Source organism: Arthrobacter sp. ATA002 (assembly GCF_026898095.1).
Taxonomy (GTDB): domain Bacteria; phylum Actinomycetota; class Actinomycetes; order Actinomycetales; family Micrococcaceae; genus Arthrobacter_B.
Map to the genome: position 1 here is coordinate 2,660,996 of NZ_CP114015.1, position 14,035 is coordinate 2,675,030.

Sequence of the window (14,035 nt, forward strand, 5' to 3'; positions counted from 1 at the left end):
TTCCGGACTGTTGTCCGGACCGGGTGCTACTTCAGGAAATCAGGAACGTCCAGGTCATCATTGCGGCCCGTGGACAGGTCCGACTCGACGACGGCCGGGAGGTCGACGTCGAAGCCGGCATCGGCAGGAACATCGCTGTGCTGGTTTGAACGCTGCGACCAGGCGGACAGGCCGGCCGACGCCGGGGCGGCAGCCGCGTAGCCGCCCACGGCCGGCGCGGTGGCCGGCGGTGCGGCAGGTTCTGCCGGCTTGTGCGAGACCGGCTGGGAGGTAACGTCCACCTGGTCGAAACCGGCGGCGATGACCGTGACGCGTGCTTCGTCGCCCAGGGCGTCGTCAATGACGGCACCGAAGATGATGTTCGCTTCCGGGTGCGCCACTTCCTGCACCAGGCGTGCGGCTTCGTTGATTTCGAACAGGCCGAGGTCGGACCCGCCCTGGATCGACAGCAGGACGCCGTGTGCGCCGTCGATGGAGGCTTCGAGCAGCGGGGACGCTATGGCAAGCTCGGCGGCCTTGACTGCCCGGTCCTCGCCGCGGGCCGAACCGATGCCCATGAGCGCCGAGCCCGCACCCTGCATCACGGACTTGACGTCGGCGAAGTCAAGGTTGATCAGGCCCGGGGTGGTGATGAGGTCGGTGATGCCCTGCACGCCGGAGAGGAGCACCTGGTCGGCGGACCGGAAGGCATCCAGCATGGACACATTGCGGTCGCTGATGGACAGCAGGCGGTCATTGGGGATCACGATCAGCGTGTCGACTTCATCGCGCAGCGTATCGATGCCCGATTCCGCCTGGTTGGAGCGGCGGCGGCCTTCGAAGGTGAAGGGGCGCGTGACCACGCCGATGGTCAGCGCTCCCAGCGAACGGGCAATACGGGCCACGACCGGCGCACCACCGGTACCGGTGCCGCCGCCCTCGCCTGCGGTCACGAAAACCATGTCGGCCCCGCGCAGGACTTCCTCGATCTCCTCGGCGTGGTCTTCGGCTGCCTTGCGGCCCACCTCGGGATCCGCACCGGCGCCCAGGCCGCGGGTCAGCTCCCGGCCGACGTCGAGCTTCACGTCGGCGTCGCTCATCAGCAGCGCCTGCGCATCGGTGTTGATGGCGATGAACTCCACGCCTCGGAGTCCTACGTCAATCATCCGGTTTACGGCGTTCACGCCACCGCCGCCGATGCCGACGACCTTGATGACGGCCAAGTAATTCTGCGGTGCTGCCACGTCCTGTGTCCCTTGTTCGAATCTGTGCAACTGATCATTGGGTGGCCGGGGTGTCCCGGCCGAAAAACCTTGAAGCTTACATCCAACCTTCAGCCCAGAACCCTAAGCTTCTAGTTGAACGTTATAGTTATGTCAAGTAATCCTCTACCTGTGACGCTATGGGGCGGAAAGTCGTTCTGCAATTACCTCTGCCGCGTGTCGGATTTTTCTTTCCCCCGGGAGGGAAAAATCACCGCGTCACGGGGGCCGTAGGGGTGCTCACGTCAAACACCTGGACCGGCGGATCCCGGGGCGGCATTTGCAGCAGAGCTTCCAGGGCCCGCGCCTTTGCCACGTTGGATTCGGCGCTCCCCCAGAATACCTGCTGCCCGTTGAGCAGCTGCAGCTGGACTGAATCCACCGATGAGGCGGAGGCATGGTCCAGCTGGGTCAGCACCCCCTCGGGGAGCACCGACAGAACCGAAGTAACGGTGCTGAAAACCGCGCTGTTCACCGCTTCGGTTCCCCCCTCGATCAGCGGCAGCCTGGCCTCGGCACGGTTCGCCGCGGTGCCGATTTCCCGGCCCTCATCGTCAATCAGCAGGAAAGCATCCCCGCTCTGCAGGACTGCCACCGGAACCCGTTCCGCAAGGGTCACCACGATTTCCGACGGCGGCAGCGCCACGACGTCCACTCCGGCCACTTCCGGCCGGTCCGCAAGGAGGGCCTCTACGTCGCCGTCTGCGATCGTGGTCAGCGGCTTGCCCATGAGCGGCTGCAGGGCACGGTGCACTTCTTCGGTCGCCAGCAGCGAGTTTCCCTGCACGGTTACCGTCTTCAGCGCCAGGGCGGGCGACAGGAACAGGAACGCCAGGAATCCGGCCAGCAGGAGCACGCCCGAGACCACGGAAATGAGCAGCCCCCGGCGGCGCCTGCGGGCGGGCGGCTCCGGAAAGGGCAGCACCGTGGCTGTCACCACATCGGCTCCGGCCCTGCCGGAACCGGTTCCCGCGCGGGGCCCGGGCCGCCGCTGCCTCCCGAACCGCCGTGGAAGGCGGTCCGGTCGGCCCCGCGATGCGGTCCGGCTGTGCGGTATGCCGGTTCGCCGCCGTGCTCCGCGGTGCGGCGGACGCTGTCCGTGCCGCGGGGCGGCTTTCGCGGGCGTCCCGGCTCGACCGCGGGCCGGCGCGGTTTCCTGCTAACCACGGCCGTCCCCCGGGACGGGCGCCGGAGCGGTCTCTGCGGTCCGGGCGAGTTCCTGGACCAGCACCGGCCCGAACCGGGTCACATCGCCGGCGCCCACCGTCAGGATGATGTCTCCGGCCTCCGCCCGCCGGCAAATGTCCTGCACGGCGCGCGCTGCGTCGGGGACATATCCGCCCGGCCGGTTCACCCGGGATGTAATCACCTCACTGGTAACCCCGTCCACGGGGTCCTCCCGGGCCGCGTAGATGTCCAGCACCGTGGCGCTGTCAGCCAGTTCCAGGGCGGCGGCGAACTCACCGGCAAAGGCCAGTGTCCGGCTGAACAGGTGCGGCTGGAACAGGACATGCACGCGGTGTTGCCCGGCAACGGTTCGCGCTGCCTCCAGCGCAGCCACGAGTTCAGTGGGGTGGTGGGCGTAGTCGTCAAAGACCCGGACACCGCGTACGGCACCTTTTGCTTCAAAACGCCGGGCGGCGCCGGAGAAGACAGCCAGTCCGGCCGCAGCCCGGGCCGGGTCCACGCCCAGCCCCAGCCCCACGGTGAAGGCCGCCGCAGCGTTGCGGATGTTGTGCGCCCCGGGGACCAGGAGCCGCAGTTCCTGTTCGCATTCCAGGCCGTCGAGGCTGAAGCGGAGCAGGGAAACGGAACCGCTGGCCAGCGGGCGCGTATCCGTGATCCGGATGTCTGCGGTTTCGGTGTAGCCGTAGGTGCGGACCCGTGCCGCACCGGAGCGGCGCACGACGTCGGCAGCTCCGGGGTCGTCGGCGCACGCCACCAGCAGTCCGTCTGCGGGCAGCAGCCGGACAAAGCTGTCGAAGGAGGCAAAAACCGCCTCCTCGGTGCCGTAGTGGTCCAGGTGGTCTGCCTCCACATTGGTGATGACCGTGATCCTGGGCAGGTAGTTGAGGAAGGATCCGTCAGATTCATCGGCCTCAGCGACGAACACGTTCCCGCTGCCGTGCGCTGCGTTGACTCCCAGCGCGGCAACATCGCCGCCGATGGCGAAGGACGGATCCAGGCCCGCCTCGCGCAGCAGCACCGTCACCATTGCCGTCGTGGTCGTTTTACCGTGCGTTCCGGCAACGGCCACCACTTCCTGCGTGCCCATCGCCGCGGCCAGGGCGACCGAGCGGTGGATAACCCGCAGGCCCCGGGAATGCGCCGCAGCGAGCTCCGGATTGTCCGGGCGGATGGCCGTGGAAATCACCACGGTGTCAACGTTTTGCACGTTCGCGGCGCCCTGGCCGACGAAGACGGCGGCTCCCAGGGCTTCAAGGGCACGGAGGCCGGGCGAGTCCCGCGAATCCGAGCCGGAGACGCTCACGCCCTGCCCGATCATGACCCGCGCAACGGCCGACATGCCTGCTCCCCAAGCCCGATGAAGTGCACCCGTCCCAGGTCCTGCAGTTTCGGGGTACTCATGCGCGGGGCCTTCCGTTCGCGGCGAGAATGAAACCGGCCATTTGCCGGTCCGCGTCCCGGATGCCCCGGGCGGCTGACGCTGCTGACATCGTCTCCAGCGCCGCCGGATCGGCCAGCAAAGGTATCAGCTTGTCCGAAATCCACTGCGCTGTGAAGAGTGAGTCCGAAACGAGGAGTGCTCCCCCGCTGCGGCGAGTCCGGCGCCGTTCAGCGCCTGCTCGCCGTTGCCGTGGGGCAGCGGGACCAGCACGGCGGGAAGGCCGACGGCGCTGATCTCACACACTGTGCCGGCTCCGGAGCGGGCCAGCAGCAGGTCAGCGGCCGCATAGGCCTGTTCCATGCCGTCGACGTACTCCACCTGGTGGTAGCGGGGGGCGGTGAGCAGTGCGCCGCCGCCGGTGCGCAGCTGCTTGCCGCGGCCGGTGATGTGCAGGGTCTGGATTCCGGCTGCCGCTAAGGCGGGCAGCGCATCTTCCACTGCGCGGTTGATGCTGGCGGCGCCTGAGGATCCGCCGGTCACAACCAGGGTGGGCAGGTCGGCGGCCAGCCCCAGGGCCGCCCGAGCGGCGGCCCGTTCCCGGTTCCGGTCCAGCTCCGAGATTTCCCGCCGCATGGGCATTCCGACCTGCCGGGCGCCGGGCAGTTTGGTTTCGGCGAAGGCTGTGGCAACAACGTCGGCAAAGCGCGCGCCCACACGGTTGGCCAGCCCGGGGCGGGCGTTTGCTTCGTGCACGATGATCGGCAGTTTCCGGCGGCGGGCCGCCAGATAGACCGGAGTGGAGACGTAGCCGCCAACGCCCACGACGACGTCGGCGGCTGCCTCATCGAGGATGTTCCCGGCCTGGGTCACTGCGCGCAGCAGCCGGGCGGGAAGCCGGAACAGATCGGGGCCGGGTTTGCAGGGCATGGGCACGCGGTCAATAACAGCCAGTTCGAAGCCGGCCTCGGGAACCAGCCGTGTTTCCATTCCTGCGGAGGTGCCCACAACCTTGATGCGGGCCCCGGGCGCGGATGCCCGGACGGCGCGTGCCACCGCGAGGAGCGGGCTGATGTGCCCGGCGGTGCCGCCACCGGCAAGGACGAGGGACAGGGGACGTTGCGTCATGGAGCTGATGGTTCACTTTCGGGAAGTTTTGGTTCTGGGATTTTGCGGGCGAAGGACAGCAGGACGCCCACGGCGGCCAGGGTGAAGGTCAGGGACGACCCGCCGTAGGAGATGAAGGGCAGCGGAACGCCGATTACGGGCAGGAGGCCGGTTACCATGGCGATGTTCACGAAGGCCTGCCCGATGATCCAGACCAGGATGGACCCGCAGACAATGCGGATAAACGGATCGGTGTGGCGCATGGTCATCCGGATCGTGGCCACAGCCAGGACACCGAAGAGCAGCACGATCAGCAGCGTGCCCAGCAGCCCGAACTCCTCGCCGATGATCGCGAAAATAAAGTCGTTGTGCGCCTCGGGGATCCAGCTCCACTTTTGCCGGCTCTGACCAATCCCCACGCCGAACCAGCCCCCGGAGGCCAGGGCGTACATGCCCGCATTGGCCTGGTCGCAAAGGCCGGCGCCGCAGTCCTCCCCCAGCCAGGCGCTGATGCGGCTGGTGCGGTTGCTGCTGACAAGCGACATCAGGACGCCGCCCGCGCCGCCTGCGGCCACCATGACCGCCAGGAACCGCAGCGGCGCACCGGCGAAGAACAGGGCGGCGATCATGATCATGACCATGATGATCACGGTGCCGAGGTCCCTGCCGATCAGGACCAGGCCGATCAGGACAGCACCGCCCGGAAAGACCACCGGCACGAGGGCGTGCTTCCACTGGGTCAGGAGTTTTTGCTTCATGGACAGCACGGAGGCGAACCAAATGGCCATGGCCAGTTTGGCCGCTTCCGAGGGCTGGCCTGTAATGGGACCTATTTCAATCCAGTTGCGGTTGCCGCCAACCTCTTTGCCAATGCCGGGGATAAAGACCAGGATCAGCAGGAAGAAAGCTGCCACCAAGGCCGGCCAGGCAAGCTTCCGGTACGCCTGGGGGCCGAGGCGGGAAAGGCCCAGCATCGCCGCAACCCCCAGGCCGGCGAACAGTGCCTGCTTCACGAAGAAACTGAAGGTGCTCCCGGCGGATTCCCCCGCCGAAGCGGCAATCGATTCCACCGAGGAAGCGGAAAGCACCATCATCAGCCCTATTGCCGTCAGCGCCAGCGAGGCGCCGAGGATGGTGTAGTACGCCGAACCGGTGGCTTTGCGGCGGCTGCCTTCAAGAAGGACGATGCCGCGCTCGAACAGCGACGGTTTTTTGTCCGGGTTCACCGGCCTGCGGGGAACGCGTGAGGAGCCGCGGGCGCCCGGCGGCGACGGCGCCGGCCGGGGTGCCGCAGGGCCGGTGCCGGCGGCGGATGCTGCCGGCCGTTTGGGCCGGATGACAGGCTTGCGGGGATTCCCTGAGGACGTAGTGACCATCTAGGGCTCCTTAGAAGTCTGCGCCTGTCCTTCCACGTACCCGCGGACGGCCTCGATGAAAGCGTCTCCGCGGTGCGCGTAAGACGCGAACTGATCCATGGACGCCGCTGCCGGCGCCATGAGCACGGTGTCCCCCGGCCGGGCTTCAGCGGCTGCGGCGGTGACGGCCAGGGCCATCACGTCCTCCCCGGTGACGATGGGCCTGGATACGTGCCTTCCACCAGTGTGGGGCGGGACGGCGTCAATCACCGGCACCTGCGGCGCGTGTCGTGCCAGCGCATCACGCAGGGCGGAGGAATCGGCACCAATGAGGATCACGGCCCGCAGCCGGGCAGCGTGGTCCCGGGCCAGGCTGTCGTATTCGACGCCCTTGGGCAGCCCGCCGGCAATCCATACCACCGGGTCAAAGGCCGAGAGCGAGGCAGCAGCGGCGTGCGGGTTGGTGGCCTTGGAATCGTTGACCCACAGGACACCGCCCAGGCGGGCCACCGGCTGGATGCGGTGCTCCCCGGGAGTGTAGGCCCGGAGTCCGTCGCGGACAGCCACGGGTTCGACGCCGTACGCCCGGACCAGCGCTGCTGCCGCGAGGGCGTTGGCGACCAGGTGACGGGGCGCGTATTCGCCCAAATCGGCCAGCGAGGCGAGCTCCGCTGCGGAATCCTTGCGCTCTTCGATAAACGCCCGGTCCACCAGGAGGTTCTCCACCATGCCCACCATGGAAACCGCCGGCATCCCGGTGGTGAACCCCACGGCCCGGCAGCCTTCAATGACGTCGGCTTCTTCGACCATGTGCTCGGTCTCGGCCTGCTCGGCGTTGTAGATGCAGGCGATCCGGGTGTTCTCGTAGATTTTCGCCTTGTCGGCAAGGTACGCCTCGTAGGATCCGTGCCAGTCGACGTGGTCTTCCGCCACGTTCAGGCACACGCTCGCCAGGGGCGAAACCGAGGCGGACCAGTGAAGCTGGAAGCTGGAGAGCTCCACCGCGATGACGTCGTAACCCTGCGGGTCCCTGATGGCATCGAGGATCGGAGTGCCCACGTTCCCGGCGGCGATGGCTCGCAGGCCTGCGGCCCGGAGCATGCTTTCGGTCATCGACACGGTGGTGGTTTTACCGTTGGTGCCCGTGATGGTCAGCCATTCGGCGGTCCTGCGGCCTTCCCGAATGCGCACCCGCCACGCCAGTTCCACGTCCCCCCACACCGGGATTCCGGCGTCGGAGGCGGCAACCATCAGCGGATGGAACGGGCTGAAACCGGGCGAGGTGACCACGAGCTCCGCCGGTTCGCCGTCGACAAGCGGCAGCGCCTCGGCATGGGCAGCACCCAGCAGCACGTCGGCGGCGCCGACGATGCGCAGGGTGTCCGCCTTGGCCTGGTTCTCTTCATTGTCCCGGGCGTCCACGACCACTACCCGGGCACCAAGTTCGATCAGGGTGTCGGCGGCTGAGAAGCCGGACAGGCCGATGCCGGTGACGGCCACGCGCAGTCCGCGCCACGGCGCGTCCCAGGTGGTGAGTTCATCCAGCCGGGAATTGGAACTGCTCAATTTCCTACCACCCATTCAGCGTAGAAGAGACCCAGGGCAACGGCTACGCACAGTCCGGCGACGATCCAGAACCGGACCACCACTGTAACTTCGGCCCAGCCTTTGAGCTCGAAGTGATGCTGCAGGGGTGCCATCTTGAAGACGCGCTTACCCCCGCTGAGTTTGAAATATCCCACCTGGATGATCACGGAGAGCGTGATGATGACAAAGAGCCCGGCGAGGATCACGAGCAGCAGCTCGGTGCGCGAGAGAATGGCGAATGCCGCAATGGCACCTCCGATGGCCAGAGACCCGGTGTCGCCCATGAAGATCTTGGCCGGGGAGGTGTTCCACCAGAGGAAGCCCACGAGCGCCCCGGCCATGGCCCCTGCCAGCAGGGCCAGGTCCATGGGGTCCCGGACTTCGTAACAGACGCTTCCGGAACCCGGGGCCCCGCAGCTTTGGTTGGACTGCCAGATCCCGATCAGGAAGTAGGCTCCGAAAACGAGGATGGAGGCGCCGGCGGCAAGGCCGTCCAGGCCGTCCGCCAGGTTCACCCCGTTGGAGGTACCGGTAATGATCAGGTTCGCCCACACGATGAAAAGGATGGCGCCGATCAGGGTCCCGGCAAAGGCCAGGTCGAAATTGGTGTCGCGGATGAAGGAGATCTTTGTTGACGCCGGGGTCCGGCCCTGGTCATTCGGGAAGTTCAGGGCCAGGATGGCGAACGCAACGCCAACCAGGGTCTGCAGGATGATCTTTGCCTTGGCGTTCAATCCCAGGCTGCGCTGGCGGGAGATTTTGGTGTAGTCGTCGATGAACCCCACCATCCCCATGCCCACCATCAGGAACAACACCAGCAGTCCGGAGGCCGAGGGTCCGAAGCTGCCCGGGTTAATGGCGTAGCTGATCAGGTGCGTAATGGAGTAGGACGCCACCACGGACGCGACAATGACGGCGCCGCCCATGGTGGGGGTGCCGCGCTTGGTGTGGTGCGACGTCGGTCCGTCGTCGCGGACAAACTGCCCGTAGCTTTTCCGGACGAGGAAACGGATGAACAGCGGCGTGCCGATGAAGGCAAAGATCAGGGCCAGCGAGGAGCCAATAAGCAGGGAAACCACTACAGCATGCCTCCGGCTTCCCCGGAGCGGTCCGGGCTCGTGTGCTGCGGCCGGGAGTCCGGCGTGGCGGAGGTTGCAGATGGGGCGTTCAAAGCTATCCGATCACCGAGGTAGCGCAGGGCAGCGCCGTTGGAGGATTCGAAGAGAACCAGGTCGCCGGGTTCCAGCGACTCGGCCAGGATGCGCTCGGCATCCGCGGCTGTTTCCACGAAGACGGATTCGTCTCCCCAGGACCCTTCCATGACGGCTCCGGTGTGCATGGCGCGTGCACCGGTGCCGACCACAATGAGCTTGGAAATGTTGAGGCGGACCACGTACCGGCCCACGGCGTCGTGTTCGGTGACCGAGGCGTCGCCGAGCTCCAGCATTTCGCCCAGCACGGCCCAGGTGCGCCGGCCGCGGCCAAGTTCGGCCAGGGTGCGCAGGGCGGCGCGCATGGATTCGGGGTTGGCGTTGTAGGCATCGTTGATGACGGTGACGCCGTCAGCACGGTCGGTGCGTTCCATGCGCCAGCGGCTGGCGGCCTTCTGGCCGGACAGGCCGGCGGCAATCCGTTCGGCCGGAACACCGGCGGCGTACGCGGCGGCGCCGGCGGCCAGGAGGTTTGCCGTGTGGTGGGCGCCAATCAGTCCGGATTCCACGGGATATTCGCTCCCGTCCGGGAACCGGAGGGTGAAGACGGGCCGGCCGAGGGCATCGGTGCGGGCGTCCACGGCGCGCAGGGCGGATTTCGCTCCGTGCGCTTCTTCCGGTGACGACGTGAAGTACAGGACGTTGACGTCCGATCCCGCCCGCGCCGCCATGGCTGCCACACGGATGTCGTCCGCGTTCAGGACGGCGGTGCCGCCCGGGGCCAGGGCCTCGACAAGCTCTCCCTTGGCTTTGGCGATGTTCTCCACGCCGCCAAACTCGCCGGCATGCGCGGTGCCCACGCAGAGGACGACTCCGATGTCGGGACGGACCATGGAGGCCAGGTACTCAATGTGCCCGACGCCGGTGGCCCCCATTTCCACCACGAGGTAGCGGGTGCCGTAGCCTGCCTCGAAAATGGTCAGCGGCACGCCGACTTCCCCGTTGTAGGACCCCACCGGGGACGTGGTGTCCCCTTCGGCGCGCAGGATCCCGGCGAGCAGGTCCTTGGTGGTGGTCTTGCCCGCGGATCCGGTGATGCCGATGACGGTCAGGGTGCGTTCGCACGCAGCCGCCGGACGATCTCGGCGGCCAGCGCACCCATCGCCAGGACGGCGTCGGGCACCTGGACGGCCGGGTACACGTCTCCGTTTGAATCCGTCACCGGTCGCTCCACCAGGGCCAGGACGGCACCGCGGGCAAAGGCCGCTTCGACGAAAAGATGGCCGTCGGAGGCCTCACCCGGTTTGGCGATGAAGAGGGACCCCGGCAACGATTCCCGGGAGTCGGTTGTGGCCGAGTTCACGATCGTATCCGGCGCCGGTGCGGCTCCGCCGATCAGGTCGCCGCCCGTGATTACCGCTATGTCTGCTGCGCTAAGTTCAATCATGACGAATTAGGACTCTACCCCGTCGCCGGACAGCACAGGGAATCCGTACCTTGTCAAAGCCTGCCTCAGTTCAACGCGGTCGTCGAGGGCCACATTCACTCCTTTAACTTCCTGGAATACTTCGTGTCCCCGCCCGGCCACCAGCACCGTATCCTGCGGGCGGGCCATGGCGACGGCGCGGTCTATGGCCGCGGCGCGGGGTGCCACTTCAACGATTTCACAGCGCAGTGATTCCCCGTCGCGGGCAGCCCGGGCTCCGGCCAGTACATCGGCGCGGATGGCCGCTTCGTCCTCGTCGTGGGGGTCGTCGTCGGTGACAATCACCACGTCGGCGAGCCGGGCGGCGATGGCGCCCATCAGCGGCCGCTTAGTCTGATCCCGTTCCCCGGTGGCGCCAAAGACCACGATGACGCGCGGCTGCGGCCGGGCGGAGGAGCGGCCGCCACCGCCTGAAGCGGGAGCTTCCCGGCGAACCGACTGCAGCGTCCGTGCCAGCGCATCGGGGTTGTGGGCAAAATCGACAATTGCCGCGGGCGCCCGCCCACCAGCTGCATCCTGCCGGGAACTTCGACGGTGAACGGATCCCTGCGGTCCAGGGCCTCCTGCAGCTGTTCCTGGTCGACTCCGGAGGCCAGCACCATCAGCACTGCCAGCGCCGCATTGGAGACGTTGAAGGTGCCGGGCAGCCCGGTTCCGGCCCGCAGGAACGCGCCGCCGGGTCCGCGCAGGACGAAACGGTGTCCCAGGCCCGCGCGCTCGACGCCGGTCACCCTCCAGTCCGCCTCACCCGCGTCCTCCCGGGTGGCCAGTGTCCACACCGGGACCGGCGCTTCCGCGGCCATCCGGGCTCCCCATTCGTCGTCAACCGTTATAACCGCGCGGCTGGAGCGTTCGGGCGTGAAGAGGGCGGCCTTGGCCGTGAAGTACTCGTCCATGGACCCGTGCAGGTCCAGGTGGTCCTGCGTGAGGTTCGTGAATCCGGCAACGTCAAAGAGGACGCCGTCCACCCGGCGGTAGGAAATGGCGTGCGACGAGACCTCCATGGCCGCAGCATCCAGGCCCTTCTCCCGCATCAGGGCCAGCAGTCCGTGCACCTGGGGTGACTCGGGCGTGGTCAGGGTACTCGCGATGGGTTCGCCGCCGGCCAGGATTTCAATCGTGCCGATAAGGCCGGTGGTCTTCCCGAGGGCGGCGAGCAGCGCATTGATGAAGTACGTTGTGGTCGTCTTACCGTTGGTGCCCGTGACACCGAACAGTGTGGGCGCTGTTCCGTCCTGAGGCCGGCTGCGGAAGACTGCCGCGGCGAGCGGACCCACGAGGCGTCGCGGATCATCCGTCACGTACACCGGGACCGGCAGCTGCCCCAGCCCGGCAGCGCCGTCGGGATCCGTGAGCACGGCTGCGGCACCCGCGGCAGCGGCGTCCGGGGCGAAGCGTGCGCCGTGGTGGCGTGCGCCGGGCAGGGCAACGTACAGGTCGCCCGGCTGCACGTCGCGGGAGTCGATCGTGAGGCCGGTCAACAGGACATCGTGTTCCCCGCCGGAGTTCCGGGCCGGCGTGGCCGCCGGCAGCCCGCCGGCCGCCAGGACGCCGGCCGCCTCCCTGAGGGATACGGGTTCCTGCGCGGAGGGCCGCATTCCGCTTCCCGGACGGGGCGGATTGCTCTGATCACTTGTAGGCACTGCATTGCTCCAGAAAATTGACGTGGTGCTCGTAAAAGGATGGACCCGTACCGCCGGCGGGGCCGCTGCTGCCCGGACCGCCCGGGACGCGGAGACTCAGTACTCCACGGGATACAGCTCCGGTGCCGATTCGGACGGAGGTACGTTCCGCGTGGTCAATACCTGTTCCATGACCTTCTTAAAGGTCTTTCCCGGGTCCAGGACCTGCAGCGACCCCTCGGGCCGCTGCAGCGTTACGACCGCCACGTACTGGGGATCGTCCATTGGTGCAATACCAGCATAGGAGAGTGTGTAGCCGTCGTAGCCCCCGTTGGCACCCGGCGCCTCCGCCGTGCCGGTCTTGGAACCCACCCGGTACTGGTCAAGCCTGCCCCCGGCCCCCGATCCCTCCGCTGTCACGGTTTCCAGCATGTGCTGGACTTCACGGGCCGTTTCCTCGGACACCACGCGGGCTGGCCCGGCCTTCTCCGCCGGAGTCTCGGTACCGTCGGCTGCCACGTAACCGTCAATGATGCTCGGCGCCAGCCGCACGCCGTCGTTCGCGATGGTCTGGTAAACCATCGCGGTGTGCAACGCGGTCTGGGCCAGCCCCTGGCCAAAAAGCACCGTGTACTGCTGCCGGGTATCCCACTGGTCGGGGGTGGCCAGGATGCCTGACGTCTCGCCGTTGAGCCCCACGTCCAGGGGCTGGCCGATCCCGAACTTTCGCAGCCAGTCGTACCGTTCCTGCGGCGTCAGCTGCTGCCCGATCATGACCGTGCCGGTGTTCATCGACTTGGTCAGGATGCCGGCCGCCGTCATGTGCACCGTGCCGTGGTCGAAGGCGTCCTTGAACGTCTGCCCGTCAACGGTGTAAGTGGACGGGATCTCGAATTGGGAAAGCGGATCGATGATCCCCTGCTCGAGGGCAGCGGCCATGGTGATGACCTTGGTGGTGGAACCCGGTTCGAAAGGCACCGTTACGGACAGCGGCTGCCGGGACTCCGCCGGTGTCAGCCCGGGGTTGTTGGGATCGACGGTGGTGGATTCAGCCATGACAATGACGCGGCCCGTATCGACCTCGACCACCACCACGTTGCCCCATTCCGCGTTGTATTCCTGGACCTGGCTCGCGATGGTCTGCTGGGCGAACCACTGCAGGTCCTGGTCGATGCTCAGCTTGACGGAATCGCCGTCCACCACCGGGGAATCCTCGTTGGTGGCATAGGGGATGCGGATGCCGTCCCCGCCGATTTCGTAGGTCTTGCTGCCCGGTTTCCCTGCCAGGACGTCATCCTGCGTGAGTTCGAGCCCTTCCTGCGGCCCGTCCGTGCCCAGGAAGCCCACGATGGAGCCCGCCACGGCTCCGGAGGGATAGGTGCGCAGGGTGGTGCGGTCCGCGTAAATGCCGGGGAACTTGACCGCCAGGACCTTGTCCTTGATTTCGGGGGTCACCGTCTTGGCAACGAAATTGAATGTGTTGTCGCCCAGCACGGAACCGCGGAGGGTCTCAGGGTCCTGGCCCAGGATGGCGGACAGTTCATCAAACGCCTGGTCGAAGCTGATGTCTTCCAGGACCCCCTCTGCATTGCGGCGGGGGTATTCCTGTTCGCCGGTGTAATCGTGGGACAGGGTCTGGTCCACCACTATGTCAAAACGTTCGACGCTGCGGGCCAGGTAGTTGCCGTCGGAGTCCAGGATGCTGCCGCGCAGGGGCGGGATGGTCTGGGTGGTCAGCCGCTTTGCAACGGCGGCCTCCGCCATGCCCTCGGGGTCGACCGCCTGCACCTGGAACAGGCGCACGCCCAGTACGGTCAACATGACCAGGGCAAGGATCAACCCGGTCCGGAGCCTGCCGGTAACGATGGCTACCCTGTGGTTGTCCCGTCCGGGACCCCGCTCTCTTGCCACAACGTATCC

General features: G+C 67.1%; 6 protein-coding genes and 4 pseudogenes. All 10 read right to left on the bottom strand.

The annotated features are described in order from the left end of the window. Positions 1 to 26 precede the first annotated feature (26 nt). The 10 genes and pseudogenes from ftsZ to OL239_RS13295 all read right to left on the bottom strand — a co-directional run bounded on the left by ftsZ (position 27) and on the right by OL239_RS13295 (position 14,026). Entirely contained in the window at positions 27 to 1,223 is a 1,197-nt protein-coding gene (gene ftsZ / locus OL239_RS13250) for a cell division protein FtsZ (protein WP_268909337.1), read from the bottom strand. Positions 1,224 to 1,452: 229 nt separating this feature from the next. Continuing rightward, positions 1,453 to 2,181: a cell division protein FtsQ/DivIB gene (locus OL239_RS13255; protein WP_268909338.1), complete on the bottom strand. Its 729-nt coding sequence runs from the start codon at positions 2,179 to 2,181 to the stop codon at positions 1,453 to 1,455. A 219-nt stretch (positions 2,182 to 2,400) separates the two neighbouring features. After that, a pseudogene (gene murC / locus OL239_RS13260) lies at positions 2,401 to 3,830 on the bottom strand (UDP-N-acetylmuramate--L-alanine ligase). Then, positions 3,827 to 4,935, bottom strand: a pseudogene (gene murG / locus OL239_RS13265) (undecaprenyldiphospho-muramoylpentapeptide beta-N-acetylglucosaminyltransferase). Before murG ends, murC begins: the two co-directional pseudogenes overlap by 4 nt. Then, the gene (ftsW, locus tag OL239_RS13270) at positions 4,932 to 6,290 is read right to left on the bottom strand and encodes a putative lipid II flippase FtsW (RefSeq protein WP_268909339.1); all 1,359 of its coding nucleotides are present in this window, start codon (positions 6,288 to 6,290) and stop codon (positions 4,932 to 4,934) included. Before ftsW ends, murG begins: the two are co-directional and overlap by 4 nt. Next, positions 6,291 to 7,835: a UDP-N-acetylmuramoyl-L-alanine--D-glutamate ligase gene (murD, locus tag OL239_RS13275; RefSeq protein WP_442864146.1), complete on the bottom strand. Its 1,545-nt coding sequence runs from the start codon at positions 7,833 to 7,835 to the stop codon at positions 6,291 to 6,293. Continuing rightward, on the bottom strand, positions 7,832 to 8,935 hold the full coding sequence (mraY, locus tag OL239_RS13280; RefSeq protein ID WP_268909341.1) for a phospho-N-acetylmuramoyl-pentapeptide-transferase: 1,104 nt from the start codon (positions 8,933 to 8,935) through the stop codon (positions 7,832 to 7,834). The genes murD and mraY overlap by 4 nt, the downstream gene beginning before the upstream one ends. Then, positions 8,935 to 10,454, bottom strand: a pseudogene (locus tag OL239_RS13285) (UDP-N-acetylmuramoyl-tripeptide--D-alanyl-D-alanine ligase). Before OL239_RS13285 ends, mraY begins: the two are co-directional and overlap by 1 nt. 6 nt (positions 10,455 to 10,460) lie before the next feature. After that, positions 10,461 to 12,091 (bottom strand): annotated as a pseudogene (locus tag OL239_RS13290) (UDP-N-acetylmuramoyl-L-alanyl-D-glutamate--2,6-diaminopimelate ligase). A 141-nt stretch (positions 12,092 to 12,232) separates the two neighbouring features. Further along, positions 12,233 to 14,026, bottom strand: a complete 1,794-nt coding sequence (locus OL239_RS13295) for a peptidoglycan D,D-transpeptidase FtsI family protein (protein ID WP_329609222.1) — start codon at positions 14,024 to 14,026, stop codon at positions 12,233 to 12,235. Positions 14,027 to 14,035 lie beyond the last annotated feature (9 nt).